The sequence below is a fragment of the Rhodococcus wratislaviensis genome (assembly GCF_041228765.1).
Classification (GTDB): domain Bacteria; phylum Actinomycetota; class Actinomycetes; order Mycobacteriales; family Mycobacteriaceae; genus Rhodococcus_F; species Rhodococcus_F wratislaviensis.
In genome coordinates this window covers 2,265,015-2,289,425 of the sequence record NZ_CP150488.1, presented here as the reverse complement: position 1 = coordinate 2,289,425, position 24,411 = coordinate 2,265,015, and the positions used below count along the sequence as shown (strand labels likewise).

The window sequence follows — 24,411 nt, the reverse complement described above, 5'->3', positions numbered from 1 at the left end:
TTCTGGACAGTGCCGCGTTCACTCAGTCGAACAGCCCCCGCACGAACGGGATGGTGTCGGCCTGCGAATCGACGAGTGTGCCGCTGTGGTCAGTGGGATAGGTCTGGAACGTGACCGGCTCACCGTTGGCGGTCAGTGCCGCGACCAGCGACAACGCCGAGGGCGCGGGCACGTCGATGTCGGTGAGCCCCTGCCCGATGAACAGGGGACGGTCGTAGCCACTCGTCGGGACGCCCATGTAGTCCACGAGCAGCCCGTGGAAGTTCGGGATCTGGTTCAGCGGCTTGCTGAAAAGGTCGCCGACCACCACACCTTCCGCGGCATCGTGAAGGTCGTTGACACACAGCTGCTCCGCGGCGTTCACGTAGTGGGCACCGAGCGGCGTGAGATACGAGTCGAGGTCGATCTCGGGGTGCGCCGACCGCAGTCCCGCGAGGATGTAGAACAGGTACGACGTGAGGCCGGCGGGGATCGCCGTGGGCGGCACCCCGGGACCCAGCGGCAGCAGTGTCAGTTCGATGTTCGCGGGCACCCCTGTTCCCACGGCCCCCCGGTAGTCGAGCGTCTCGCCGCCGTACTCGGTGGCATAGCGGGCGGTGGTGATCGCGGCGCCGCCGCCCTGCGACTGGCCGACCACGACCCACTTGTTCGACAGGGACTCGTCGACGGCGCGGGCGGCCTTCACCGAGTCGACGACGCTGTGCGCCTCGACCTTTCCATCGAGGTACGGCATCACGCCGGGCGTGCCGAGGCCCACGTAGTCGGTGGAGACGACGGCGTACCCCTGCTCGAGCCAGCGTCCGAGGTACGGGTAGTCGCGCTCGGGGAGCGCGGGCCCGACGAGTGAGGGCGCGCAGTCGTCCGCGAGACCGGACGTGCCGTGCGCCCACGCGACCACCGGCCAGCCCCCGTCGGGCGCCTCCCCCGGTGGCACGTACACGGCGCCGCTGCTGAGTGCGGGATTTCCGTCGGACCCGATCGACCAGTAGGTGATTCGCTGCGCGTCGGCGGCGCCGGGGAGCCAGAGGTCGGACGGCAGCGGCTCGACCTCCACGACACTCCCCGGCGCGCGTTCGGCCTCCTCGGCGAACGCGGCCGGGGAGGCGAGGCAGGTGCCGCCCACCGTCAGGGATGCGATCGCGACACCTGCCGCGGCTCGCGCCATCCGTACCGAGTGTGTCTTCACCGCTTCAAGATAGAGCGTCCCCCGCACGTGAGTGGCAAAGCGCACCGGAGCACGCTTTGCCACTCACGTGCGCTACGTCTGGGACGCGAGATTCCGTCCCCGGGTCTCGGGGATCGTGATCAGTGCGGCGATCGAGACCGCGACCAGCGCGAGTGCGTACCACTCGAACAGTTCCGGCGTACCGCGGTCGGCGAAGAACGTCTGGACGTACGCGGCCGTCCCACCGAACGCCGCGACACCGATCGAGTACGGCACTCCGACACCGGCGGCACGCAACCCGGTCGGGAACAGTTCGGCCATCATCGCCGGCATCACCGACAGGATCGCGCCCATCACGAACAGGGCGATCGCCATCGCGACGAACAGCGTGACCGCGCTGTGCCCGATCATGGCGTTGAGCGGAAACAGCAGGGCGGCGATACCGACGTTGCCGATGTACAGCACCGGTTTGCGCCCGATCCGGTCCGACAACGCACCCCAGAACGGCAGCGACGCAATCAGTACGAGGTTGGCGCCGACCCCCGCCCACAGTGCGCCGGACGGATCGATGCCCCGGACGGCGATCGCGTACGCCGGCGCCGACACAGCCCACACGTAGTAGACGACGGTGCCGCCGACCGTGAAGAACAGGATCTGGAACACCTGCCGCCGGTGCGCGAGGAACAGCTGCCACATCGACTGCTTCGCGGTCTCGTCACCCGACTCCTCGTAGACTTCGGTCTCGCTCATCCGGGACCGCATCCACAACACGAACAGTCCGAGCACGCCGCCCAGCAGGAACGGCACCCGCCAACCCCAGTCGGCCATCTGCTCCGAACTCAGCGTCGTCGTGAGCAGCGCGCCGAGAAGCGTGCCGACGACGACCCCGGTGGTGTTGGAGATGTAGATGAGACTGGACCAGAGTCCACGCCGGGCCGTCGGCGCGAATTCGACGATGTAGGTCTGCGCGGACGGCAACTCGCCGCCGTGCGCGACGCCCTGCGCGAGACGTGCCACGACAAGCACCACCGCCGCCGCGACGCCGATCGTCTGATGGGTGGGGGTCAGACCGATGACCAGGCTGCCGATCGCCGCGAGTCCGACGGCGAGCGTCATCGACAGCTTGCGGCCCCGCCGGTCCGACAGCCAGCCGAACAGCAGACCGCCGAACGGCCTGGCGACGAATCCGACGGCGAAGACGCCGAACGACGCGAGCAGGTCGGAGACGGCGGAGCCGGTGTGGAAGAACTGCGGGGCGAAGAACGCGGCGAACGTCGCGTAGACGGTCCAGTCGAAGTACTCGATCCCGTTGCCGGTGCCCACGCCGACGATCGCGCGGGCCTTCTCCCAGCGCTCGGATCTCTGCCGGACGGTGGGCGGGCCGGCGTTCACGGACCCGCTCTCGGTGGCGATCTCGATCATCGTGCGTCACTCCCCGCTGCCACAGCGGCATTGTCGGACCGCGCCTTGTCCAGCCGTCGAACGGCCAGTCCGGCGTAGATGGTGGCGGCGTCGGCGAGCACCGCGTCGTCGAATTGCGCTCGGGGCGAATGGTTCATGGGAGCGGCGGCGGGATCGGCGCCGGGCATGCACGCACCCAGTCCGATGAACGCCCCGGGCACTTCCTGCAGAACGTAGGAGAAGTCCTCGGACCCGGCCATCGGATGGGTGACGGTCTCGTACCGGTCCTCGCCCATGAGGTCGCTGACCACTTCGGCGCCGAACGCGACCTCGTCCACGTCGTTGATTGTCATCGGGAACTCGGGGGCCACGGTGACGTCGACCTCGACCCGTTGCGCGGACGCCACCCCTTCGAGCACCCGGCGCAGCGCCGCAGGCACCTTCTCGTACGTGGCGGGCGAATAGCACCGGACCGTCGCCTCGAACCGCGCGTCGTCGGGAATGATGTTGTGCCGCGACCCGGCCTGCACGTTCGCGACCGTCACGACGACGGGATCGAACACGTCGAACGTCCGGGTGATCATGGTCTGCAGCGACGTGATCATCTCGGCCATCGCGGTGATCGGATCGCGGGCGGTCGACGGGGACGATCCGTGTCCGCCCGCCCCGCGCACCGTGACGGTCAGTTTGTACGACGCCGCGAGCAGCGTGCCCGCCTTGGAGAAGAACCGTCCCTGCGGCTTCTGGCAGGAGAAGACGTGCATGCCGTAGGCGGTGTCGGCGCGGCGGCCGGCGGCGTCGAGCACACCCTCGTCCACCATCACCTTGGCGCCGTCCCAGCCCTCCTCGCCGGGCTGGAACATCAGGACGACGTCGCCCGCCAACTGGTCGCGGTGACGGCTGAGCAGTTGCGCGGCGCCGACGAGCGCAGCGGTGTGCAGATCGTGCCCGCATCCGTGCATGGCGCCGTTCTGCGCCGCGAAGTCGAGTCCGGTCTGTTCGGTGACCGGGAGTCCGTCCATGTCGGCGCGCAGCAGCACCGTCTGCGCGGCGTCGACCGAACGCCTGCCGCCGCGGAGCACCGCGGTCACGGACGTCGTGCGGGTTCCCGTCGAGATCTCGAGCGGCAGGCCGTCCAACGCCTCGAGAACACGCTCCTGCGTGCGCGGCAGGTCCAGTCCGACCTCGGGTTCGCGGTGCAATACGCGACGCAACTGCACGAGGTCGCCTTGTAGTGCGCGGGCGTCGTCCAAGAGATCCATTGCTCTCCCTTATGTCGGTGGTCACGTTTTCGACCGAATGCGTCGGTGGTCATATGCTGTGATCCGCCGGGCGACGGACCGCCGAGAACGTCGAAAACGATCATCCGAACCGACTCAGGATGTGTTCTATGAGTGAAATGCTGACAGAATCCGAGCTTTCGCTCATTCATGCGTTGCAGATCCGTCCCCGGGCGACGTGGGCCGAGCTGGCCCCGATCCTCCGGACGACGTCCGCGACGCTGGCGAGGAGGTGGGAGTCGATCACCGCACGCGGACTGGCCTGGATCACCGCGTACCCCGCGCCGATGACGGGCGCCGGTGCGTTCACCGCCATGATCGAGGTGACGTGCGATCTCAGCGGCACGAAGGCCCTGGTCGAGGCGCTCACCCGCGACCCGCGGGTGGCGTCGATCGAACACGCGGCGCGCGGGCGGGACCTCATCCTGACGGTGCAGACGGGATCCCTGCACGAGTTGTCGGACCTGGTGCTCGACGAACTGCCCGGCCACCCGAGCGTCAATTCGACCCGGACCCACACGTGCACCGCACTCCACGCGGAGGGCAGCCGCTGGCGCCTCGATTCCCTCGACACGGCACAGTCCGCCGCGATCGCCGCACTGGAGAACACCCCTCCGCAGTCCGGATCGGCTCGGCCGGAAAGCCTGACGGACGAGGTCGCCCGCGCACTCGTCCGCGAACTCACCCGGAACGGCCGGGCGTCCGCGCGCGAGATCGCCTCGGTCATCGACCGGCCCGCGTCGTCGGTTCGCCGGCAGCTCGCGGGGTTGCTGCGCTCCCGGGCGGTGGTGCTGCGCTGCGACGTGGCCCAGGACGCGACGCGGTGGCCGATCACCGTCACATGGTGGTGCCGCCTGCCCGTGCGCGCACACCGGGAAGTCGTCGAAGTCGTCAACACCCGGCCCGAACTGAGGTTGTGCATGTCGCTCACCGGGCCCGCGAACTTCCTCGTCAGCATGTGGGTGTCTTCGCTGCCCGACCTGTTGCGGGTGCAGGAGTGGCTGGAGAGCCGGGCCCCCAGCCTGGAGATCATCGACTCGTCGGTGACGCTCCGGTCCCGGAAGCGGATGGGGTGGGAACTCGATACCCACGGCCGCGCGACCGGTTACGTCACCGCGCACGGCGGCTGACCGCTACGGTCGAATGCGCCATCATCGGACCGGCTGGAGCAGGTGATCACCGTGACCTCTACCGCGAGAACTTCGACGACCGGCGAGCGTGCCGACTTGCTGGAGTCGCTGGCCAAGCACCGCTACTTCCTTCGCTACACCGTCCGGGACCTCACCGACGAACAGGCGGCCCAGCGCACGACGGCGAGCGAACTGTGTCTGGGCGGACTCGTCAAACACGTGTCGGACGTCGAACGGGTGTGGGCCGACTTCATCGTGCGCGGCACCGACGCCGTGCGTGGCGGTCCCGCGGACGGCACCGGCACCGGCAATCACGAGAAGGAGTTCACACTCCGCGACGACGAGACGCTGGCCGACGTCCTCGACCGGTACGCGAAGGTGGCGCACCGGACCGACGAGATCGTGGCCTCGCTGCCCGACCTCGACATCTCGCACCCACTGCCGAAGGCGCCGTGGTTCGAACCGGGATCACGCTGGTCCGCGCGCCGGGTCCTGCTCCACATCATCGGCGAGACCGCCCAGCACGCCGGGCACGCCGACATCATCAGGGAGGCTCTCGACGGGTCGAAGTCGATGGGCTGAGTCAGCCGCGTTTGCGGGCCTCGATGAGGAAGCGGGTCGAGTGGGCCACGAACGGCCCCTGCGCCTCGATCAGATCGTGGAGTTCCCGCAGCCGTTCGCGATACTCCGCGACGGTGAAGCTGGGCACCATCCAGATCACTTTGCGCAGGAAGTAGATGACGGCGCCGATGTCGAAGAACTCGATCCGCAGAGATTCGAAGCGGAGATCGACGACGTCGAGACCGGCGGCCTGCGCGTCCGCAGTCTCGTCCTCGTAGTGGCGGCCTCGCCGCACCTTCTCGGGTTGGGGCCCGAGGAAGTACTCGACGAGTTCGAACACGCTCGCATGTCCGACGTGCTGTGAGAAGTACGTGCCTCCGGGTTGCAGGACGCGGGCGATCTCGTCCCACCACACCGTGGCGGGGTGCCTGCTCGTCACCAGGTCGAAGGCGCCGTCGGCGAAGGGCAGCGGCGGCTCGTCCGTGTCGGCTACCACGACCGCACCGAGCGGGTGCAGCAGTGCCGTCGCCTTCGCGACGTTCGGCGGCCACGATTCCGTCGCCACCATCACGGGAGGCATCTTCGCTGCACCGGCGAGGACCTCCCCGCCCCCGGTCTGGATGTCCAGAGCGGCGTCCGCGCGCGCGAGCCGTTCACCCATCAGGCGCTGATACCCCCACGACGGCCGCTGTTCGGTGGCCCGGCCGTCCAGCCAGGAGAAATCCCAGCCGTCCACCGACACGGATTCCGCCTCGGCCACCAACTCCTCGAATGCGCGTGCCATGCCGGGAAGCCTGACAGAAAGTTCCGGATCGATCGAGCGGATTACCGGGGGAAGCACCGGACCGTCACCGATGTTGAAGGGGAGATGACCCTCCCGGAACAGCATCGCACCCGCATCGCCGAGGAGCGAGCCGACGCCGAGCGCCGCATCGCATCGCTGACCGGCCGATTCACCGCCATCGTGGAGGGTTCGGAATTCACCACGGACGACGACGAACACGACCCCGAGGGCTCGACCATCGCGTTCGAGCGGGCCCAGGTGTCGGCACTGCTGGCGGACGCACGGCGTGAGGTGGAGGATCTGGCGGAGGCGCAGCAGCGACTCGACAATGGGACGTACGGCCTCTGCATTCGGTGCGGCCTGCCGATCGCCGAGGTCCGACTCGACGCGCTACCTGCGGCGCAGACCTGTATCGACTGCGCCGGTTAGCCGGTGTTGCCGGACAGGAGGGCTCCCCATTCCCGGGTGGCCACCTCCCGTGCCCGACGGTGATCGTCGGCACCGGGGTGGATGCCGTCGGCGAGATCGGCGAGAGCTTCCGCCAGATCTCCGACATCGACCTGATGCCGCATGGAGGAGTCGAGTAGTTCGTCGAAGGCCTGGTCCGCGCTGTACGAGCTTCCGCGCGCGGTGGTCAGGATCTGAATTGCAGCGTCCAAAGCGGACAGGTGCCGGGTCGCGCGGGTGTCACGGTGAGCTTCGATCGTCAATATTCCGCCTCTGAGGTGTCGCCACTGGGCGTTGCCGGTCTCTTGTCATCACATCACATCACGATCCGGCCGTCCGTGTTGCCGAATCGAGACCGTGTCCGAAAGTTGTTTCTCGACAGCAGGATACGAACTCCGGCAAGATACTTGTAACTCTCGTTACTACTGTGGGGTTCTACCCGCGAGTACGACTCCGCGGAGTAGCGCATTTCTGAATGGCTCCAGAACAGCGGATCGAAACCGAACAGTCCGGCCATTCCGCAATACTGATCTCCGGGTGGAGGTCTCCGCCCGACGCGATCGGACGGCCGTGCGCCGCGCAGCCCCAGTGGACCCGTGTGACCAGAACTGTTCAGAATCGGGATGATTGACGTGAAACTCGTCGTCGACCTCAATCGGTGCCAGGGTTACGCGCAGTGCGTGTTCCTCGCACCCGACGTCTTCACCCTGCACGGAGAAGAGGCTCTGCTCTACGACGCGGGCCCCACCGACGACGAGCGCGACCGCGTGTCGCAAGCCGCCGCGGCGTGCCCGGTGCACGCCATCACTACGGACATCCCCGACCACCGCAATGGGCAGTGACGTGCGGATCGTCATCGTCGGTGCGTCGCTCGCGGGTGTGCGCGCGGCGGAGGCACTGCGGGGGCAGGGCTTCGACGGCTCCCTCACCCTGATCGGCGACGAACCCTACGAGCCGTACGACAGGCCCCCGCTGTCGAAGGCTGTACTCCTCGGCATCATGCCGCCCGACCACGCGGCGCTGCCGTTCCGTCCGGACCTCGACGCGCAGTGGCGGCTCGGCGTGCGGGCCACCAGTCTCGACCTGGAGAACAACCGGGTGGTTCTGAGCGACGGCGACGCCGTCGAGTTCGACAAGGCGCTGATCGCGACCGGCGTCCGCGCCCGGCCGTGGTCGAACTCGTCCGAGGCCGCCCTCGACGGTGTCTTCACCATCCGAACCTGCGACGACTCGCGTCGGCTGAACGAGCGACTGTCCGCCGGACCACGTCACGTCCTGGTGATCGGGGCCGGGTTCACGGGCTCGGAGATCGCGTCGGTGTGCCGGGAGCGTGGGCTGTCGGTGACGGTCACCGAGCGGGGTCCGGCACCGCTGGTCGGTGCGCTCGGCGGAGTGGTGGCGGCGGTCGCGGCCGACATGCAACGCGACCACGGCGTCGACCTGCGCACCGGGGTCACCGTGACCGGGCTCGACGGGGACGGCAACGGGCAGCTGTGCCGTGCGCATCTGTCGGACGGGACCACACTCGACGCCGACGTGGCGATCGTCGCGCAGGGCAGTATCCGCAACACCGACTGGCTGTTCGGCTCCGGGCTCGCCGCCGGACCTCGGGGAGTCACCTGCGACGCCGGCTGCCGGGCGTTCGACATCAACGGCATCGTCACCGACAACGTATTCGTCGCCGGCGACGTTGCGCGGCAACCGCATCCGCTCTACGACTACCAGCTGCTGGCACTGGAGCACTGGGGCAACGCGGTCGGTCAGGCCGAGGTGGCGGCCCACAACATGATCCACGACGGCCTCCGTCGGCGACCGCACCTGGAGATTCCGGCGTTCTGGTCCAGCCAGTTCGGCGTCAACATCAAGTCCGTGGGTATCCCCACCTACTCCGATCAGGTGGTGATCACGCAGGGTTCCGTCGCCGATCGGCGATTCGTGGCGGCGTACGGCTTCCGCGGACGCGTCACAGCCGCGGTGGCGTTCAATCAGGGTAAGTGGCTCGACTTCTACCGGGGACTGATCGAGTCGGCGGCCGCGTTCCCCCCGGACTTCGACGTCATGGACCGGGCGGAGCCGTTCGAGGTCCGTGCGTCGGAATTGCCGGACCCTGCCGTTCTCAGCCACGGCCCCACCGTCGCCGTGACCGGTCATCTGCCCACCGAACGTCGCGTCGAGTTCGTCTCGCTACCGAAGTAACAGGGAGAGTGTCCATGTCGCGTGCGCAGCTGTTCCAGCGGATCACCGACCAGGCGAGCCGGCCGAATCCGTATCCGCTGTACGAGGAACTTCGTGAGACGCGGGTGGCGCCGCAGGACAACGGTTCCTACCTCGTCGGACGGTACTACGACGTCATGGCGCTCCTCCACGACCCGAGGATCAGCTCCGACCTGCACAACCGTGGGCCAGGGCTCCCCGGCGCGGATCGTGCCGGGGACGGGCCGGAGTCCTTCCTGAAACTCGATCCGCCCGAGCACGATCGGTTGCGCAGACTGACGACGCGGCAGTTCGGTCCGCCGCACAGCCCCGGCCGAATCGACTCCATGCGTGGCGAACTCGCCACACTCGTCACGAAACTGGTCGACGGACTCGATGGTAGGGAGCGCATCGACATCGTCGACGACTTCGCCTACCCCTTCCCCGTCACCGTCATCTGCCGGCTGCTCGGGGTGCCCCACGAGGAGGAACCCAGGTTCCACGCCTGGGCCGACGCGCTGGTGGCCGCCATCGACCCGCGGCGTGCCGGCGCCGACACCGAGCAGGTGAAGGTGGCGAAGCAGGCCCAGATGGAGATGGCCATGTTCATGGCCGGTCTCATCGAAGACCGTCGCCGCGATCCCGGTGACGACATGCTGTCGGGGCTGGCCAACGATTCGGGGCCCGACGGTCAGTTGAACACCGTCGAGTTGGTCACCAACTCCATCCTGCTGTTCATCGCCGGGCACGAGACCACCGTCAACCTCATCACCAACGGCATGCTGACCTTGCTCCGCAACCCCGAAGCTCTCGAACGTCTTCGCGCCGAACCGGACCTGATGCCGCAGGCTGTGGAGGAACTGCTCCGCTTCGAACCGCCCGTGCATCTCCTTGGCCAGCGAACGCCGATCGTGGACATCGAAATCGACGGTGTGACCGTCCCGAAGGGTTCGCCCCTCGTCCTCGCATTGGCGTCGGCGAATCGTGATCCCGAACGCTTCGTCGACGCCGACCGGTTCGTCCCCGACCGCGCCGACAACCAGCACGTGGGTCTGGGCAGCGGCATCCACAGTTGCTTCGGCGCTCCCCTGGCCCGCCTCGAAGGGCAGATGGCGCTCGCCGAACTCATCCGCCGTCTCCCCAATCCGCGCCTCGTCGAGGACCCGCCGCCTTACCGCCCGAACCCGGTGCTGCGAGGTCCCCGGCACCTGCTGGTGGACTGTGGGTGACGGGGCTTACCGAGAACTACTCGAGAATTCCGTCGATACGGATGCTCGCGCCGAGCACAGTTCGGAACACGTGCTTAATCGCGACTAGCGGCCATCGATCGCTGAGCGACGGTGAAACCTTTGTAACTACGGAATTGCCCACCGCGACCGGCCACCGAGCCAGGACCGATGGACGGTCACCGATAGCGGACCCTATGCGGTGTCACTGAGGAGAACCGCTCCAGTGATGCCCGAATGTCATCCTTGTAGGAGCGCAAAACTGTGCAGCGCCGCCCGACTGGAGGATGCGATGCCGGTGACCGGGTGGCTTCAGTCTTTCGAGGGCCTAACGACCAGTGACATCGAGGGCTGACGGGAGGACTGTCAAAACGACCGGTCTCGTCTTGGCTGGCCATGGAAACACGATTCGTTTGGCCGGTGGCGGATCATGTCCCGATGGACGACGCGAACTCGGGGCGGCGAGTGTTCAGCGAATGCGAAAGTGTCGCACCGGCTCCAGCGCGTGCCCCTCGCGGTGCAGCAAGAAGACCGCACCTCGAGTCAGAAGCGTGGTAATGAGAACGGACGCTTGAGAAGGACCTGCCATGAACGGCTTCAGAACCGGGCTGATGGACGGTGCATTGCACGTTCGATTCGCCCCCGATTTGCTGCTCCGCACTACCCGACAGATCGCCGCCGCTGGTGGGGCAGACTCGATGTGGATACCCGATCACCTCAACGGCGTGTTTCCGTCGTCAATCTGGAACCCGAAATACCTCGGCGTGGCCAAACTCGCGCCGCGAGCGGACGCAATCTACGAACCCTGGACCACCCTGGGCTACATCGCCGCACAGAACCGGATCACCCGACTGAGACTCGGCGTGGGGGTTACCGACGCCGGAAGGCGAAACCCCGCCGTGACGGCGCAGGCCGCCGCCACTCTTCATCACCTCAGCCGCGGGCGGACCATACTCGGTATCGGCCCCGGCGAACGGGAAGGCAACGAGCCGTACGGGGTTGACTGGGCAAAGCCGGTAGCACGATTCGACGAGGCGATCGCGACCATCCGCGCTCTGTGGGACTCGGGCGGCGCGCCGGTGACCCGGGAATCGCAATTCTTCCCGCTCCACGACGCCGTGTTCGACATCCCGCCGCACAAGGGCGGGTGGCCGGAGATCTGGGTCGCGGCGCACGGCCCGCGGATGCTGGGCATCGCCGGCAGGTACGCCGACGCCTGGTTCCCCTCCTATCCGCAGCAGCCGAAGCAGTACTCCCAAAAGCTCGCCGTGATCAGGTCGGCGGCAGAGGGCGCCGGACGAGATCCGTTGGCCATTACGCCGGCGGTGTTGTTCTTCGTTTTGACCGCGAGCAGCAGCGCACAGGTCGACGAGATGGTCGGATCGACCACGGCCCGGGCATTCGCACTGTCCGCATCCGCCGAGGTGTGGGCACGCCACGGCGTCGAGCACCCGATGGGCCCTACATTTTCCGGTATTCAAGACTTGTTGCCGCAGACCATCGATGAACACACCGCCCTCAGCTATGTCGAACGTGTGCCGCCGTCGTTGGTCCGTGAAACGTGTCTGGCCGGGACCCCGTCGGAAATACTCGATCAATTGAGCGAATGGCGCGACCACGGTGTCCGATACGCCGTCATTGCCAATATCAGCCCTGTTCACCCCAAACTCCGTATTGGCCTCGGCTCTTCACTCTCACTCGTGCAACTTCTCCGCGGTATGCGCCGACTGTGACCAACGTCGGTGTCTCCCAGTTGTTGTCACGGCGCCCGGGCCTCCCGTCGCGCATGCTCGATCAACTCACCGGGGTGATGTCGGTGGTTGATGCGCGGTCTTCGGGTGGGGTCGATGTGTGGTGGCGGGATCCACTCGGTGCGGCCTGCGAATGTGGAGTGCACAGGCGCGGACCGCGTCGCCCACCCGGCCGGGCCGTCGTTGACCTGGGCGTGGCAGGCGTCGCAGACCAGGGCCAGACCCTCGATGTCGGTGCGTCCGCCCTTGTGCCAATCCGTGACATGGTGCACCGCGCACAGACTCGACGGCGCCGAACACCCCGGCCGTGTGCAACCCCCGTCCGAGGCGATCAGGGCGATCCGCTGATCGGCGCTGGCCAGACGACGCCGCCGCCCCAGGTGGAGCGGACGACCTGCATGATCGAACAGCGCGAGCACCGGATGCGCCTTCTCTGCCAGCGCTAATGCGTCCGCGATCGGGAGCAACCCACCGGTGGCCGTTGTGGCCAGACCCCCGACCGCCTGCTCCAACTGTTCGAGTGTCATCGTGACGATCACTGTGGCCGGTAGTCCCCGGTGCCGGCCGAGCACCCCCGACTCGAGCAGCGCCCGAAATACCGCGCTGAACGCGTCGTGATTGCGCTGCGCCGCGGTACGGGTATCGCGGGCGGCCGCCGCCGCCAACAGGTCACGATCGATAGAGGGGTCTTCGCCGTCACCAGCCGGTGAGTCGGGATCGTCCGTATTGTTCATTCCGGGCCGCGCCCATTTTGCGAGGATCGGATCGAGCATCGCCCGCGCGACAGGGTCGAGTTCACCGGAGATTCTCGACATCAGTTCGGTGTCTTGCCTGCCGATCGAAATGCCCCGCCGGCGTTTCCGGTCGCGGTCGTCGCCGAGATTCCCGTCCGGGTTCAGATATGCCAGCAGCCGATGCCCCGCCTGCTCCACATCCTCCGGGGTGCCGCTTCTCGCCAAGTTGGCGAGCACGGCCTCGGCGTCGACCACCGCGTCGTTGTCGACGACGTGGGGAATCTTGCGCATCACCTTCGCGATCGCCCGTACATGATCCGCGCCGATGTCGCCGTCACGTTGCGCCGCAGCAGTTTCCGGCAAGACCGGTGACATCGACTCGCCGGCCAGGGTGTGCCACACGCCCAGTTCGCGGGCAGCGGTGGTACGGGCGGACGCATCCGCACCCGAGATCCGGAGCACGTCGATCAGGAGTTTCTTCGGCGAGGTATACCCCAGACGCGCCGGGACCGAGCGTTCGACGCTCTCCACGACCAATCGGTGTGAGACCGCCTCCGCGCGGCGAAGCGACTGCTCCATCCCGCGCATCACCTCGACGACCTCGGTGTCCGACAATTCGGTGAGCCCGGCATCGAGCAGCCCGTCGACCGCGGCAGCGAGCATCGACAGATGCTCCGCCGCACGGCTACCCACCGACCCCCCAGTCGAACTCATGTGCGAATACTACCGCGGGGATCCGACACGTTTCGGAGGCGAAACCGACCTCGCCACCGAACCGATCAGAGCCCGCGATCGCGCAGCGACTCGGACGGCGTCACGCCGTACTTGCGGCGGTAGGCGGCGGCGAATCTGCCGGTGTGCATGATTCCCCAGCGCGTCGCGACTTCGGAAATGGTTGCGCAGGAACCACTTCCGGTGAGTTCGGCATGGACACCCGCGAGGCGCACATCGGCGAGGTACTCCATCGGCGTCATGCCCACGTACTCGCGGAACCCCTGCTGCATACGCCGGACGCTCACGCCGACGAGTTCGGCCATCTCCCCGGCGGTCCATGGGCGGGCCGGGTCCTGCTGGATCGCGTCGATGACCCGCTTGACGATGCGCGGCCGGATTCCCGCGGCACCCGCGTCGTCGTCCGGCATGGCGGTGAGCACGAGCGCGGTGGTCAGCGCTCCGCACAGTTGTTGCGACACCTGGTCGCTGTGCAGAAGAACGCTGTCGCGCAATGCTTGGTCGGCGACGGCACGGACGAACCTCAGCCACTCGGCGCCGGCGCCGGCGCGCAGGTCGAGTTGCCGCGGCAACTTCTGCCCGGGCCTGGCGAGCACGCGGTCCATTTCGCGCTGCAGGTAGTCCCGGTCCACCTTGAATCCGATGATCTCGCAGGAACTACTCCAGTTGGTGATGACGGTCCGGGTGTCGGGCGGGCAGATGGTGGCCAGACCCGGCGTCGAGGTCACTTCCGTGCCGCCGGTGACCGACACGATGCGGCCGGTCAAGGGGATGTTGATGCCGTACGCACCCGGATGGTCGGACTCGATCGACACGGGCGCCCCGAAACCGATCCGGGCGAGCCTGGACGCGCCCATCTGCGAGGACTCCAGCGAAGACCGCGCCGCGGTGTCCCGCGACAGCGGACGCAGCTCGTGAGGGAAGTACGCGTCCGCGACCACCTCGTGAACCTCCTCCCAGTCGGTGAAACCGGGACCTTCCAGCTGTCCTCGCATGCGCCTACCAGACCTCTCACCTCGCGCAACGACCGCGCACGGGCAACTCCCGACCTTAGCATCGCCTGTGACTCACATCACGGGCAAGTGCCGGCGGCCCCCGTCCGGCAATCCCGTTTCGCGTTCCGGATCGAGCCTTCGCAATGCGGATCGACGGATTGTGACGCCCGTCATACGTTGTGCAGGTCCCCATCGCAGGGGTTATCGCACGAATCGTGCAGAAAGGCGGTCAGGAGAAATGGACCAGCGCACTCTGCGTAACATTTTCGGCCAGTTCGCCAGTGGCGTCACCGTCATCACGTGTGCCAACGGCGACGGCGAGCCGCACGGGGCGACCGTCACCGCCTTCACCGCCGTCTCGATCGAACCGCGGCTGTGCCAGGTGACGCTGACCCGGAAGTCGAAGGCGTGCAGCTACCTGGATGGTGCGCCGTTCGCGGTGAACATTCTGGCCGCCGATCAGCTCGACACGGCGATGCACTTCGCGGGCAAACCGCAACGGACGGAACCGGCGTGGGATTCTGCCGGCATCGCTCCCGCGTTGTCCGGCAACGCGGCCACGCTCACGTGCTCACCCTGGGCTTCCTACGACGGCGGTGACCACATCATCTTCATCGGAGAGATCGTCGACGCGTCCGTCGACGCGACCAAGGACCCACTGCTGTTCTACCGCAGCACCTTCCACGATCTGGGTGCCGCCTCGGGCACCACGGCGTGGAACGGCTGCCTCGACGACCCCCACAGCGGATGGTTCGACGCCGCCGCGTCGTTCACCCCGCTTCACCTGCAGCTCGCCCAGGCTGCCTCGTAATCCTGACCGAAGGGAACACCATGACCACCACCGAATCCGCCCCCGAGACCGCCGTCGACCGCACGAAGGTCAACGTCGCCGCAGACTGCGAGGCCAACCGCACGAAGAACTTCGCGTCGCGGCCCATGACGGGCGACGAGTACATCGAGTCGCTGCGCGACGACCGCGAGATCTACCTGCACGGCGAGCGTGTCAAGGATGTCACCACGCATCCGGCGTTCCGCAACCCCATCCGGATGACCGCCCGCCTCTACGACGCCATGCACACCGGCGAGCACGTCGAGACCCTGACGACGCCCACCGACACCGGCAACGGCGGCGTCACGATGCCGTTCTTCCGGGCGTCGAAGAACTCCGACGATCTGTTGAAGGATCGTGACGCCATCGCCACCTGGGCGCGCATGACATACGGCTGGATGGGCCGGTCCCCCGACTACAAGGCCTCCTTCCTCGGCACCCTGCACGCCAACAAGGAGCTGTACTCGCCGTTCCAGGACAACGCCGAACGCTGGTACAAGGAATCGCAGGAAAAGGTCCTCTACTGGAACCACGCCATCATCAACCCGCCGGTCGACCGGCAGCTCCCGCCGGACGAGGTCGGCGATGTGTTCATGAAGGTGGAGAAGGAAACCGACGCCGGCCTCATCGTCTCCGGCGCCAAGGTCGTGGCGACCGGCTCGGCGATCACCAACTACAACTTCATCGCCCACTACGGCCTGCCGATCAAGAAGAAGCAGTTCGCCCTCATCTGCACCGTCCCGATGGACGCACCGGGCGTGAAGCTGATCTGCCGCACGTCCTACACCCAGAACGCGGCCGTGATGGGCTCCCCGTTCGACTACCCGCTGTCATCGCGGATGGACGAGAACGACACCATCTTCGTCTTCGACAAGGTGCTGGTGCCGTGGGAGAACGTGTTCATGTACGGCGACGTGGACAAGATCAACGCCTTCTTCCCGCAGTCCGGATTCCTGCCCCGCTTCACCCTGCAGGGCTGCACCCGCCTGGCCGTGAAACTCGACTTCATCGCCGGCCTGCTGATGAAGGCCCTCGATGCCACCGGAGCCGGCGGCTTCCGTGGCGTGCAGACCCGAGTCGGTGAGGTCATCGGCTGGCGGAACCTGTTCTGGTCACTGACCGAATCGATGGTCCGCGATCCCGAGCCGTGGGTAGGCGACACGGTCATCCCGAAGCTCGAATACGGCCTGACGTACCGCATGTTCATGCAGCAGGGTTACCCGCGGATCAAGGAGATCATCGAGCAGGACGTCGCGTCCGGTCTGATCTACCTGCCGTCCTCGGCCGCCGACTTCAAGAGTCCCGACGTCCGCCCCTACCTGGACAAGTACGTCCGCGGCTCGGAGGGCATGACCGCGGTCGAACGCGTCAAGATCATGAAGGCGCTGTGGGATTCGATCGGCAGCGAGTTCGGTGGCCGCCACGAGCTGTACGAGCGCAACTACGCAGGCAACCACGAGGGCGTGAAGGCGGAGCTGCTCATGTTCGCCGAGAACCGCGGAACCGTCAGCTCCATGAAGGGTCTGGCCGAACAGTGCCTCGCCGAGTACGACCTCGACGGCTGGACCGTGCCCGACCTGATCGGCAACGACGACGTGTCCTACTTCGGCCGCAGCTAGCCCCTCAGACCAGGAGAAACCATGACCACTATCGACAGCCCTACCGCGGTCGGCTCCGGCAACGCCGCCACCGACAAGTTCAAGGGCGCCCGGTTCACCGCCGACACGTCACCCGAGCGCCTGTCCGCGATCGCCACCGAGGCGCTCGCCGGATTGAGCGCGCTGATCCACAGGCACGCCGTCACCTACCCGGAATACCGGGTTCTCAAGCAGTGGCTCATCGAGGTGGGTGAGGGCGGCGAGTGGCCGCTGCTCCTCGACGTGTTCGTCGAGCACGACATCGAAGAGGTGAACTCCACCAGGTTCCGGGGCACCAAGGGAAGCATCGAGGGACCGTACTACGTCCCCGGTGCCCCGGAACTCCCCGCACAGTGCACCCTGCCGATGCGCGACGAGGACCGGGCACACACCGCTCTCGTCCTCAGCGGCCGGGTGACCGACCTGGACGGTGCCGGACTCGGCGGCGCAATCATCGAACTCTGGCACGCCGACGACGAGGGTTACTACTCGCAGTTCGCTCCTCATCTTCCTGAATGGAACCTCCGCGGGACCATCGTCACCGATTCGGAGGGACGGTACGAGATCACCACCATTCAGCCTGCCCCGTACCAGATTCCGACCGACGGCCCGACCGGACAGTTCATCGAAGGGGCGGGCTGGCACCCGTGGCGTCCGGCGCACCTGCACCTGCGGGTGACCTCCCCGGGCAAGCAACCGATCATCACTCAGCTCTACTTCGCGGGGGGCGACTGGATCGACGACGACGTCGCCACCGCGACCAAACCCGAACTCCTCCTCGATCCCCGGCTCGACGACACCGGGCGTAAGGTTGTCAGCTACGACTTCGCGCTCGATCCCGAAGCGGACTGACACACCGTCAATTTCCCCGGGCGACGCGAAAGATCGTGTCGCCCGGGGCTTCAACGTTTACGGAGGAATCATCATGCCGAGCACGCCACAGGCGCGGACGACGGAATTCGTCCACACGGCTGCGGCCGTGATCGAGGTCGTCGTCGAGGGCAGTGGTCCGTCGGTGATCCTGCTGCCCTCGCTCGGGCGCGAATCGTACGACTACGACGACGTCGCGGACGGTCTCGCGCAGAACGGGTTCCGGGTATCCCGTCCGCAGCCGCGTGGCATCGGCCGGAGCACGGGACCGCTGGAGAACATCACGTTGCACGATCTGGCCGCCGACGTCGGAGCGGTGATCGAGGCGCAGGACAACGGTCCGGCCGTGGTGGTCGGTCATGCCTTCGGGCACTACGTGGCACGAATGCTGGCCGCCGACCGGCCCGACCTGGTGCGCGGCATCGTCGTGGCCGCCGCAGGCGCCCGCAATTACCCGGCCGAGCTGACAGCGCTGGCGGTGAAGTGCTCGGACTCCACGCTGCCCGACGAAGAGCGGATCGGCTACCTGCAGACCGGCTTCTTCGCCCCCGGCAACGATCCGGCGGAGTGGCTCACCGGCTGGTACCCGGAGGTGTCGAAGCGCCAGCTCGCCGCATCGGCCGCCACACCCAAGGAGGAGTGGTGGGATGTCGCGCACCAGCCGATCCTGGACCTGCAGTCCGCTCTCGACCCGTTCCGTCCGCGTGAGACGGAGAACGAATTGCGGGATCGGTTCGGCGAATTGGTCACCGTGACCGTCGTCCCGAATGCCAGCCACGCCCTGATGCCGGAAGCGCCCGCACACGTGGTGCGGGCGCTCACCGACTGGATTCGGGCTCTCGACAGCTGAGCGGTCAGACCCGCTCGAAGATCGCGGTCAGCCCCTGGCCGCCGCCGATGCACATCGTCTCGAGACCGTAACGGGCGCCGCGGCGGTCCATCTCGCGCAGCAAGGTGGTGAGGATTCGCACTCCCGTCGCGCCGACGGGGTGTCCGAGCGAGATCCCCGAGCCGTTGACGTTGGTGCGGTCGAAATCCCGCGCACCGAAGTTCCATTCGCGCGTGACTGCCAGCGCCTGCGCCGCGAATGCCTCGTTCAGTTCGATCAGGTCGATGTCGGCGAGAGTCAGCCCGGCGCGTTTCAGGGCCCGTTCGGTGGACGGCACCGGTCCGATACCCATCTCGGACGGCTCCACACCCGCGACCGCCCAGGTGACCAGGCGGGCGAGCGGCTGAAGCCCGAGACGCTCCGCCTGTGCCCGGGTAGTGACGAGGCACGCTGCCGCACCGTCGTTCTGTCCGCTGGCGTTGCCTGCGGTGACGGTCGCGTCGGGGTCGCTGCCTACGATGGGCCGCAGCCGAGCGAGTGACTCGATCGTCGTGTCGGCTCGGGGGTGCTCGTCCCGATCGACGACCTGCGGATCGCCCCTGCGGACGGGCACACCCACCGGGACGATCTCCTCGGCGAACTTTCCGGAGTCGATCGCAGCGACAGCCCGCTGATGGGAACTCACCGCGAGCTCGTCCTGCTCCCGGCGGCTGATGCCGTACTTGCGGCGCAGGTTCTCCGCCGTCTCGAGCATGCCGCCCGGCACCGGATAATTGCGTCCGCCCGCGGTGACGCGGCCGCGGGCGAGTCTGTCGTGGAGCGCTGCCGGCGCACCTTTGGCTCCCCAGCGCATCGACTCGGTGTAGTACTCGGCGCGGCTCATCGATTCCACGCCGCCGGCGATCACCAGTTCGGCGACCCCCGTCTGTACCCGCATCGCCGCGTCGAGCACGGCCTGCAGACCGGATCCGCAGCGGCGGTCGAGTTGCTGACCGGGAACCGTCACCGGCAGTCCCGCATCGAGGGCCACGACCCGCCCGATAGCGGGCGCCTCGCCGTTCGGGTAGCACTGACCGAAGATCACGTCGTCGATGCTGCCCGGATCCACCTTGGTGCGAACGAGCAGTTCGGACACCACCCACGCGCCGAGGTCGGCGGCGGGAACGTCCTTGAACTGTCCGCCGTATCGGCCGACGGGGGTGCGGAGGGGCTCACAGACGACGACATCGCTGCCCTGGGCGTTCGAATTCTCAGGCACTGCGGAAATCCCTTTCGTAATCGGTCCACCGCTGCGCCCATTCGCGCAGTTCGACCGCTCGGATCTTGGTTCCGTTACCGCCCACCGTGGTCGGCATCTGCTCGATCATGTGCACGGCGGCCGGGACCTTGAAGGCCGCCAACGACTCTGCGCACCAAGCCTTGAGATCTGCGGCATCCGCCGATGTGCCCTCGGTGGGAACGACGAACGCCACCGCCTCGGTGTATCCGCCGGTGCCGGTGATCCCCACGACCTTCGTCAGGTGCACGGCCTCGTGTTCCGCCAGCCGGTGCTCGATCTCGGCGGGATCCACCAGGAACCCGCGCAGCCGGAGCACGTCACCCATCCGGCATACATACGTATAGCCGCCGTCGCCGGTCGCGACGGCCAGGTCGCCGCTGCGGAACCAGCCGTCCCGCGTGAATGCTCGCGCGGCCGCATCCGGATTGCCGAGGTAGGCGTCGACGACGTTCGGTCCGCGTACCTGAAGCTCGCCCTGCTCGCCGTCCGGAAGGGCCGAGTCGTCCAGTGGGTCGACAATGCGCACCTCGATGCCGGGTTCGACCGGACGTCCGCCGCCGTTCCAGCGCAGGGATTCCGGATCCGCGGCATCCCACAGCAGCATCAGCGCGAACACCTCGGAAGACCCGAAGACGCCCGTCGTGACGGCGTCGAACTCGTCACGCACCCACGCCGCCACCTCGTGCGAACGCCCGAGGAAGTCGGCGATCCCGAGGCGCTTCAACGACGACAGGTCGGCGCGGTCGCCCCCGTGCCACGTGTCGTACAGCCGCGCGAAGAGGTCGTCGCCGCCGACCACGTGCGTGACCTTCAGCGACGCCATGCGGGCCAGCGTGTCCGCGGCGTCGAAAACCGGTTCCATCAGCAGGGCGCCGCCGCCGGCGAGAGTCGCCAGGGCGGTGCTGTATCCGAACACCCCGGACACCGGCAGCACGCACAGGGTGACGTCGCCGGGTTCGACGCCGAGGACGACGGCGTCTGCTCGCGCGTGCCGAACCACCGCGGATTCGCGATGGGCGGCGAGTTTGGGGACGCCGGTGGATCCGGACGTCGTGAACGCGACCGCGAGCACGTCGTCCGGCGCCGCCCGCTCGCCCGCCGCGGTGGTGGTGGCCATGTCGGGTGTCTCCGGCACCTGGACGGTGCCGGTGTCCGTGCTGCCGGCTGCCCAGGCGCCACCGCCGAGGTCGAATCGCGCCGGGTCGGGGGCGTCGCCCGTCGTTCCGGGACCGCGCACCACGGCGACCGCCGGGGCCGGGACGTCGAGGGAGCGCTGTGCCTCGTCGAGCCGCCCGAACAGGTCGAGACCGTGGAAGTGGTCGGCCACGGCCACCACCGCGGGACGCGCCGACGTGAGGATGTGCGCGATCTCGTGCGTGTTGTAGCGGGTGTTGACGCCGATGACGTGCGCACCCACCGCGGACGCGGCGAGTTGCCAGACGATCGCGTCCGACCAGTTCGGCAGCAAGACAGCCACACACTGGCCGCGCCGGACGCCGACGCCGACGAGTTCCGACGTCAGCGCGTCGACGCGGGCACGGAGTTCGGCTCGACTGGTGACGATCGGCTCGCCGTCGACGACGTCGAGGGTGGCGGCGGCATCCGGGTCGGCCGTCACGAGTTCGCCGAGCAACGCGGCGAGTGTGTCACGGCGCGTGGCCGCGGTGTGCGCTGTCACGAGAGCACCACCGCCGCACGCAGTTCGGTCAACCACTCGTCCGTCACCGCGGCGAAGTCGTCGACCTCCTCCATCGGGTAGTGGCCGACACCCTCGAGCAGGGTGAACGTCGCACGTCCCGGCTGGGCGGCGTCGAGTGCCGACGCGGCCTGCTCGACGACTGCGGCATCGATCCACGGGTCCTGCGCTCCGGCGACGAGCCTGATGGGGCAGGTGATGTCGGCGAGTCGGTCGCGCACGTCGTGCGTTCCCCACGCGATCAGGTCGGAGGACGAGATCTCCGGGTCCTCACGTTTGTGCATGGTGGCGATCAGCTGCGCCGTGGGCTCGGGCACGGTGTCTCCGATCGAGGCGAGCGTGCCCAGGTACGTGCGGTCGGAGCGGCTGGGTCCGGCGACGTCCTCGAGTTCGCGGCGCAGCCCAGCCACGTTGACGCGGCCGGGACCGGCCTCCGCTGCCATCGCGATCGCTCCGGCCAGCGGCCTCGACGACCGCGTGGCGAGTTCGAGTGTCAGCTTGCCTCCGATGGAACATCCCATGACGAAGGGACGTTCGACGGCGAGTGCGTCGAGTACCTTCCAGAGCCAGTCGCCGAACGTGACGATGCTGGTGACGGGCCCGTCGACCGCGGGCTCGGAACGTCCGTGCCCCGGAAGGTCGGGGACGATCACCCGGTGGCCGCGGTCTGCCAGTTCGGACGCGACGTGCCGCCACTGGACTCCGCTCTGGCCCGCGGTGTGCAGGCACAGCACGGTGGGCACGTCGGTGTCCGGGTGATTGTCGGGGGTGATGATCTCGACGAAGCCGAGCGCTCCGTCGATCTCCAGGTAGCGGGCCTCGATCATGGCCGGGCCTCCCTTCCGCACGTGAGTGGCAAAGTGTGCCCCGGCACGCTTTGCCACTCACGTGCGGCGCTGCGGGCGTGGGCGATGATGATGTCGAGCGGTTTGGTGAGTCGCAGGTATTCGTACCCGTCACCGCTGGAGGAGAATTCGCCCCGGATGGCGCGGCGCAGAAAGTCGTTCCGTTCGGCGAACACCAGGTCGACCCAGGTGACGGCCGGAGCGATGAGCGTGAATGTGGCCCCACCCGGGACCCGGCGGGCGACGTCGATGATCGTTCCGCGATAGATCCGTAGGTGCAGTTCCCGGGCCCGGCCCGAGGAGTCGGTGCAACGCAGGCCCACGGTGCCGTCCCACGACGACAGTGAGGACGCGAAGGCCGGATCGGTGGAGAGGGATTCGCGGAGACGCTCTCCCCAGGCCGGTGTGCAGAAGTCGACAGCGGGATCGAATCGGACGTCGGACGGTTCGGGCGAACTCCACGTCTCGATTCCCTGTTCACGTACCGAGCCGCCGTCGTCGACGAGCCGCACGTGGCGATCGAACACGGCTCCGTCCTTCGACTGTTCGACACGCGTGACGACGGACTCGACATGGACGACATCGTCACCTGTCACCGCGGACTGCGAATTCCATTGCAGCCCGGTACGTGTGGCACCGGACGTCGCCGGCGGCGCGAGTATTCCTGCCGCGACGATCCCCGTCAGCGATGCATCCGGCAGGGACAGTCCGAGTTCGGAGACGCGCCGGGCGTCGCTCACAGTGCGATCGCCGACAGCGATGCTCATGGTGAGTGTGCTCATTCTGCAGTCCTTCCCAGCAGTTCGTCGGAGATGATCCGCATCTGGATCTCGCTGGTGCCCTCGAAGATCTTCGTGAGCCGCGCATCCCGCCAATGCCGTTCCACCTGAAAATCTGTGGTGTACCCGGCGCCGCCGTGAATCTGCACCGCCTCACTGGTCACCCGTTCGGCCATCTCCGTGGCCACCAGCTTGCACATCGACGCCTCCAGCGAACACCGCCGGCCGGTGTCGATATCCGTCGCCACCGAATACATCAACTGCCGGGCTGCCTCGATGTCGGCAGCCATCTTCGCCACTTTGAACCGCAGATGCTGGAAATCGGCCAACTCGTGCCCGAACTGACGGCGGGTATGCAGGTACGCGATCGAATCCTCCAAGGCGCCCCGCGCCAGACCGATCGCCCGGGCCGCGGTATGCGCCCGCCCCACCTCGAGACCGGACACCGCCAGGTAGAAGCCCTTGCCCTCCTCCCCGAGCATCGACGTGGCCGGCACCCGGAAACCGTCGAACGAGAGCTCCCACGTGCTCCACCCGAAATACCCGATCTTGCGGATCTTCGTCCCGCTGATCCCCTCGGGGAAACCCCCGCGGTCCTTCTCGATCAGGAACGCGCTGATCCCGCGGTGCGGCTTCGCCGGATCCTTGTTCGGATCGGTGCGGGCGAACAGCACCAGGTAATCGGCCTCGTCGGCGTACGTGCACCACATCTTCGTGCCGCTGATCACCCAGTCGTCACCGTCCCGGGTCGCGCGGCAGGAGATGTTTGCGACGTCCGATCCGGCCTCGGCCTCCGACAGGGCGTACGCGCCGAGGTAGTCGCCGCGGGCGACCTTCGGCAGCAACGCCGACTCCTGCTCGGGGGTGAACCCGCCGCCCATCCCGTTACCGCGGGCCAGCAGTCCCGACACACTCATCCACGCCCGCGACAACTCCTCCGCGACCAGGCAGTACTCGAACACACCGAGACCGAGACCGCCGTGCTCCTCCGGGATCATGATCCCGAAGAAGCCGACCTCGGCCATCGCCTTCTTCAGCGTGTCGGGGATGGTGCCCTGCACCGGATCGAGTTCGTTCGCGACCGGAAGCACCTGCTTCATCGCGAAATCGCGAGCCAGGTCGCGGATCGCCAATCGGTCCTCGGTCAGATACCGCGGTGAATCGGTACGTGGCTGCGACGGCCGGTGAGTCATGGACACTCCTCATCCATTCGAACTACGGGGCGCGCGACCCGGGAGAACTCGTAGT

Annotated in this window: 23 protein-coding genes; 11 read left to right on the top strand and 12 right to left on the bottom strand. The window is 67.5% G+C overall.

What is annotated here, in order from left to right:
* Nucleotides 1–22: 22 nt before the first annotated feature.
* The 3 genes from WKC72_RS10320 to WKC72_RS10310 form a co-directional block, all read right to left on the bottom strand.
* Nucleotides 23–1,165 carry a lipase family protein gene (locus WKC72_RS10320; RefSeq protein WP_370184326.1) on the bottom strand — a complete coding sequence of 381 codons (1,143 nt, stop codon included), beginning with the start codon at nucleotides 1,163–1,165 and terminating at the stop codon, nucleotides 23–25.
* A gap of 93 nt (nucleotides 1,166–1,258) precedes the next feature.
* Nucleotides 1,259–2,587: an MFS transporter gene (locus tag WKC72_RS10315; protein ID WP_370182476.1), complete on the bottom strand. Its 1,329-nt coding sequence runs from the start codon at nucleotides 2,585–2,587 to the stop codon at nucleotides 1,259–1,261.
* Nucleotides 2,584–3,828, bottom strand: coding sequence for a M20 family metallopeptidase (locus WKC72_RS10310; RefSeq protein ID WP_112300085.1), 1,245 nt, complete (start codon nucleotides 3,826–3,828; stop codon nucleotides 2,584–2,586). The genes WKC72_RS10315 and WKC72_RS10310 overlap by 4 nt, the downstream gene beginning before the upstream one ends.
* A 128-nt stretch (nucleotides 3,829–3,956) precedes the next feature.
* On the opposite strand from WKC72_RS10310, the gene WKC72_RS10305 reads away from it, so the two are divergent.
* Nucleotides 3,957–4,976: an Lrp/AsnC family transcriptional regulator gene (locus WKC72_RS10305; RefSeq protein WP_037225964.1), complete on the top strand. Its 1,020-nt coding sequence runs from the start codon at nucleotides 3,957–3,959 to the stop codon at nucleotides 4,974–4,976.
* Nucleotides 4,977–5,018: 42 nt separating this feature from the next.
* Nucleotides 5,019–5,558, top strand: a complete 540-nt coding sequence (locus WKC72_RS10300; RefSeq protein WP_370182475.1) for a DinB family protein — start codon at nucleotides 5,019–5,021, stop codon at nucleotides 5,556–5,558.
* Between the two features lies 1 nt (nucleotide 5,559).
* Here WKC72_RS10300 and WKC72_RS10295 read toward each other — a convergent pair whose 3' ends face one another.
* Nucleotides 5,560–6,321, bottom strand: coding sequence for a class I SAM-dependent methyltransferase (locus tag WKC72_RS10295; RefSeq protein ID WP_370182474.1), 762 nt, complete (start codon nucleotides 6,319–6,321; stop codon nucleotides 5,560–5,562).
* An 84-nt stretch (nucleotides 6,322–6,405) separates the two neighbouring features.
* Here WKC72_RS10295 and WKC72_RS10290 point away from each other — a divergent pair, with 84 nt between their 5' ends.
* Complete coding sequence (locus tag WKC72_RS10290) at nucleotides 6,406–6,750, top strand: TraR/DksA C4-type zinc finger protein (RefSeq protein ID WP_037225970.1); 345 nt, start codon at nucleotides 6,406–6,408, stop codon at nucleotides 6,748–6,750.
* On the opposite strand, the gene WKC72_RS10285 is transcribed toward WKC72_RS10290, so the two are convergent.
* On the bottom strand, nucleotides 6,747–7,031 hold the full coding sequence (locus WKC72_RS10285) for an ANTAR domain-containing protein (RefSeq protein ID WP_370182473.1): 285 nt from the start codon (nucleotides 7,029–7,031) through the stop codon (nucleotides 6,747–6,749). The two genes, WKC72_RS10290 and WKC72_RS10285, sit on opposite strands and share 4 nt — an antisense overlap.
* Before the next feature lie 360 nt (nucleotides 7,032–7,391).
* On the opposite strand from WKC72_RS10285, the gene WKC72_RS10280 reads away from it, so the two are divergent.
* The 4 genes from WKC72_RS10280 (at nucleotide 7,392) to WKC72_RS10265 (ending at nucleotide 11,920) form a co-directional block, all read left to right on the top strand.
* The gene (locus WKC72_RS10280; RefSeq protein WP_037225977.1) at nucleotides 7,392–7,610 is read left to right on the top strand and encodes a ferredoxin; all 219 of its coding nucleotides are present in this window, start codon (nucleotides 7,392–7,394) and stop codon (nucleotides 7,608–7,610) included.
* Entirely contained in the window at nucleotides 7,600–8,964 is a 1,365-nt protein-coding gene (locus tag WKC72_RS10275) for an NAD(P)/FAD-dependent oxidoreductase (RefSeq protein ID WP_037225980.1), read from the top strand. The genes WKC72_RS10280 and WKC72_RS10275 overlap by 11 nt, the downstream gene beginning before the upstream one ends.
* A 14-nt stretch (nucleotides 8,965–8,978) precedes the next feature.
* Nucleotides 8,979–10,190 (top strand): cytochrome P450, encoded by a 1,212-nt coding sequence (locus WKC72_RS10270; RefSeq protein ID WP_037225981.1) that lies wholly within the window; start codon nucleotides 8,979–8,981, stop codon nucleotides 10,188–10,190.
* Between the two features lie 584 nt (nucleotides 10,191–10,774).
* Nucleotides 10,775–11,920 carry an LLM class flavin-dependent oxidoreductase gene (locus WKC72_RS10265; RefSeq protein ID WP_037225983.1) on the top strand — a complete coding sequence of 382 codons (1,146 nt, stop codon included), beginning with the start codon at nucleotides 10,775–10,777 and terminating at the stop codon, nucleotides 11,918–11,920.
* A gap of 26 nt (nucleotides 11,921–11,946) precedes the next feature.
* Here the strand turns inward: WKC72_RS10265 and WKC72_RS10260 are convergent, their stop codons facing one another.
* Nucleotides 11,947–13,386: a DUF222 domain-containing protein gene (locus WKC72_RS10260; protein WP_370182470.1), complete on the bottom strand. Its 1,440-nt coding sequence runs from the start codon at nucleotides 13,384–13,386 to the stop codon at nucleotides 11,947–11,949.
* Between the two features lie 65 nt (nucleotides 13,387–13,451).
* Nucleotides 13,452–14,399 (bottom strand): AraC family transcriptional regulator, encoded by a 948-nt coding sequence (locus WKC72_RS10255; RefSeq protein WP_370182469.1) that lies wholly within the window; start codon nucleotides 14,397–14,399, stop codon nucleotides 13,452–13,454.
* Between the two features lie 238 nt (nucleotides 14,400–14,637).
* Between WKC72_RS10255 and WKC72_RS10250 the strand changes: the two genes are divergently transcribed.
* The 4 genes from WKC72_RS10250 to WKC72_RS10235 all read left to right on the top strand — a co-directional run bounded on the left by WKC72_RS10250 (nucleotide 14,638) and on the right by WKC72_RS10235 (nucleotide 18,585).
* Nucleotides 14,638–15,210: a flavin reductase family protein gene (locus WKC72_RS10250; RefSeq protein ID WP_112300093.1), complete on the top strand. Its 573-nt coding sequence runs from the start codon at nucleotides 14,638–14,640 to the stop codon at nucleotides 15,208–15,210.
* A 20-nt stretch (nucleotides 15,211–15,230) separates the two neighbouring features.
* The gene (locus WKC72_RS10245) at nucleotides 15,231–16,847 is read left to right on the top strand and encodes a 4-hydroxyphenylacetate 3-hydroxylase family protein (protein WP_037225988.1); all 1,617 of its coding nucleotides are present in this window, start codon (nucleotides 15,231–15,233) and stop codon (nucleotides 16,845–16,847) included.
* A 21-nt stretch (nucleotides 16,848–16,868) separates the two neighbouring features.
* Nucleotides 16,869–17,717, top strand: a complete 849-nt coding sequence (gene catA / locus WKC72_RS10240; protein ID WP_268789515.1) for a catechol 1,2-dioxygenase — start codon at nucleotides 16,869–16,871, stop codon at nucleotides 17,715–17,717.
* A gap of 73 nt (nucleotides 17,718–17,790) precedes the next feature.
* Nucleotides 17,791–18,585, top strand: coding sequence for an alpha/beta fold hydrolase (locus WKC72_RS10235; protein ID WP_268789514.1), 795 nt, complete (start codon nucleotides 17,791–17,793; stop codon nucleotides 18,583–18,585).
* Nucleotides 18,586–18,589: 4 nt separating this feature from the next.
* On the opposite strand, the gene WKC72_RS10230 is transcribed toward WKC72_RS10235, so the two are convergent.
* From WKC72_RS10230 to WKC72_RS10210, 5 genes are read right to left on the bottom strand one after another with little or no spacing between them, the layout of a single operon-like run.
* Nucleotides 18,590–19,822: an acetyl-CoA C-acetyltransferase gene (locus WKC72_RS10230; RefSeq protein WP_370182467.1), complete on the bottom strand. Its 1,233-nt coding sequence runs from the start codon at nucleotides 19,820–19,822 to the stop codon at nucleotides 18,590–18,592.
* Entirely contained in the window at nucleotides 19,815–21,521 is a 1,707-nt protein-coding gene (locus tag WKC72_RS10225; RefSeq protein WP_268789512.1) for an AMP-binding protein, read from the bottom strand. Before WKC72_RS10225 ends, WKC72_RS10230 begins: the two co-directional genes overlap by 8 nt.
* Complete coding sequence (locus WKC72_RS10220) at nucleotides 21,518–22,366, bottom strand: alpha/beta fold hydrolase (protein ID WP_268789511.1); 849 nt, start codon at nucleotides 22,364–22,366, stop codon at nucleotides 21,518–21,520. Before WKC72_RS10220 ends, WKC72_RS10225 begins: the two co-directional genes overlap by 4 nt.
* A complete protein-coding gene (locus WKC72_RS10215; protein WP_370182464.1) occupies nucleotides 22,363–23,166 on the bottom strand; it encodes a hypothetical protein in 804 nt (267 codons plus the stop codon). The genes WKC72_RS10220 and WKC72_RS10215 overlap by 4 nt, the downstream gene beginning before the upstream one ends.
* Complete coding sequence (locus WKC72_RS10210; protein WP_370182462.1) at nucleotides 23,163–24,356, bottom strand: acyl-CoA dehydrogenase family protein; 1,194 nt, start codon at nucleotides 24,354–24,356, stop codon at nucleotides 23,163–23,165. The genes WKC72_RS10215 and WKC72_RS10210 overlap by 4 nt, the downstream gene beginning before the upstream one ends.
* Nucleotides 24,357–24,411 lie beyond the last annotated feature (55 nt).

Coding starts and splice junctions, on each gene's coding strand:
- WKC72_RS10290 (WP_037225970.1), top strand. CDS start 6,406: ATGACCCTCCCGGAACAGCATCGCACCCGCATCGCCGAGGAGCGAGCC.
- WKC72_RS10215 (WP_370182464.1), bottom strand. CDS start 23,166: ATGAGCACACTCACCATGAGCATCGCTGTCGGCGATCGCACTGTGAGC.
- WKC72_RS10220 (WP_268789511.1), bottom strand. CDS start 22,366: ATGATCGAGGCCCGCTACCTGGAGATCGACGGAGCGCTCGGCTTCGTC.
- WKC72_RS10295 (WP_370182474.1), bottom strand. CDS start 6,321: ATGGCACGCGCATTCGAGGAGTTGGTGGCCGAGGCGGAATCCGTGTCG.
- WKC72_RS10270 (WP_037225981.1), top strand. CDS start 8,979: ATGTCGCGTGCGCAGCTGTTCCAGCGGATCACCGACCAGGCGAGCCGG.
- WKC72_RS10260 (WP_370182470.1), bottom strand. CDS start 13,386: ATGAGTTCGACTGGGGGGTCGGTGGGTAGCCGTGCGGCGGAGCATCTG.
- WKC72_RS10310 (WP_112300085.1), bottom strand. CDS start 3,828: ATGGATCTCTTGGACGACGCCCGCGCACTACAAGGCGACCTCGTGCAG.
- WKC72_RS10245 (WP_037225988.1), top strand. CDS start 15,231: ATGACCACCACCGAATCCGCCCCCGAGACCGCCGTCGACCGCACGAAG.
- WKC72_RS10210 (WP_370182462.1), bottom strand. CDS start 24,356: ATGACTCACCGGCCGTCGCAGCCACGTACCGATTCACCGCGGTATCTG.
- WKC72_RS10255 (WP_370182469.1), bottom strand. CDS start 14,399: ATGCGAGGACAGCTGGAAGGTCCCGGTTTCACCGACTGGGAGGAGGTT.
- WKC72_RS10320 (WP_370184326.1), bottom strand. CDS start 1,165: ATGGCGCGAGCCGCGGCAGGTGTCGCGATCGCATCCCTGACGGTGGGC.
- WKC72_RS10250 (WP_112300093.1), top strand. CDS start 14,638: ATGGACCAGCGCACTCTGCGTAACATTTTCGGCCAGTTCGCCAGTGGC.
- WKC72_RS10275 (WP_037225980.1), top strand. CDS start 7,600: ATGGGCAGTGACGTGCGGATCGTCATCGTCGGTGCGTCGCTCGCGGGT.
- WKC72_RS10280 (WP_037225977.1), top strand. CDS start 7,392: ATGATTGACGTGAAACTCGTCGTCGACCTCAATCGGTGCCAGGGTTAC.
- WKC72_RS10235 (WP_268789514.1), top strand. CDS start 17,791: ATGCCGAGCACGCCACAGGCGCGGACGACGGAATTCGTCCACACGGCT.
- WKC72_RS10265 (WP_037225983.1), top strand. CDS start 10,775: ATGAACGGCTTCAGAACCGGGCTGATGGACGGTGCATTGCACGTTCGA.
- WKC72_RS10315 (WP_370182476.1), bottom strand. CDS start 2,587: ATGATCGAGATCGCCACCGAGAGCGGGTCCGTGAACGCCGGCCCGCCC.
- catA (WP_268789515.1), top strand. CDS start 16,869: ATGACCACTATCGACAGCCCTACCGCGGTCGGCTCCGGCAACGCCGCC.
- WKC72_RS10305 (WP_037225964.1), top strand. CDS start 3,957: ATGAGTGAAATGCTGACAGAATCCGAGCTTTCGCTCATTCATGCGTTG.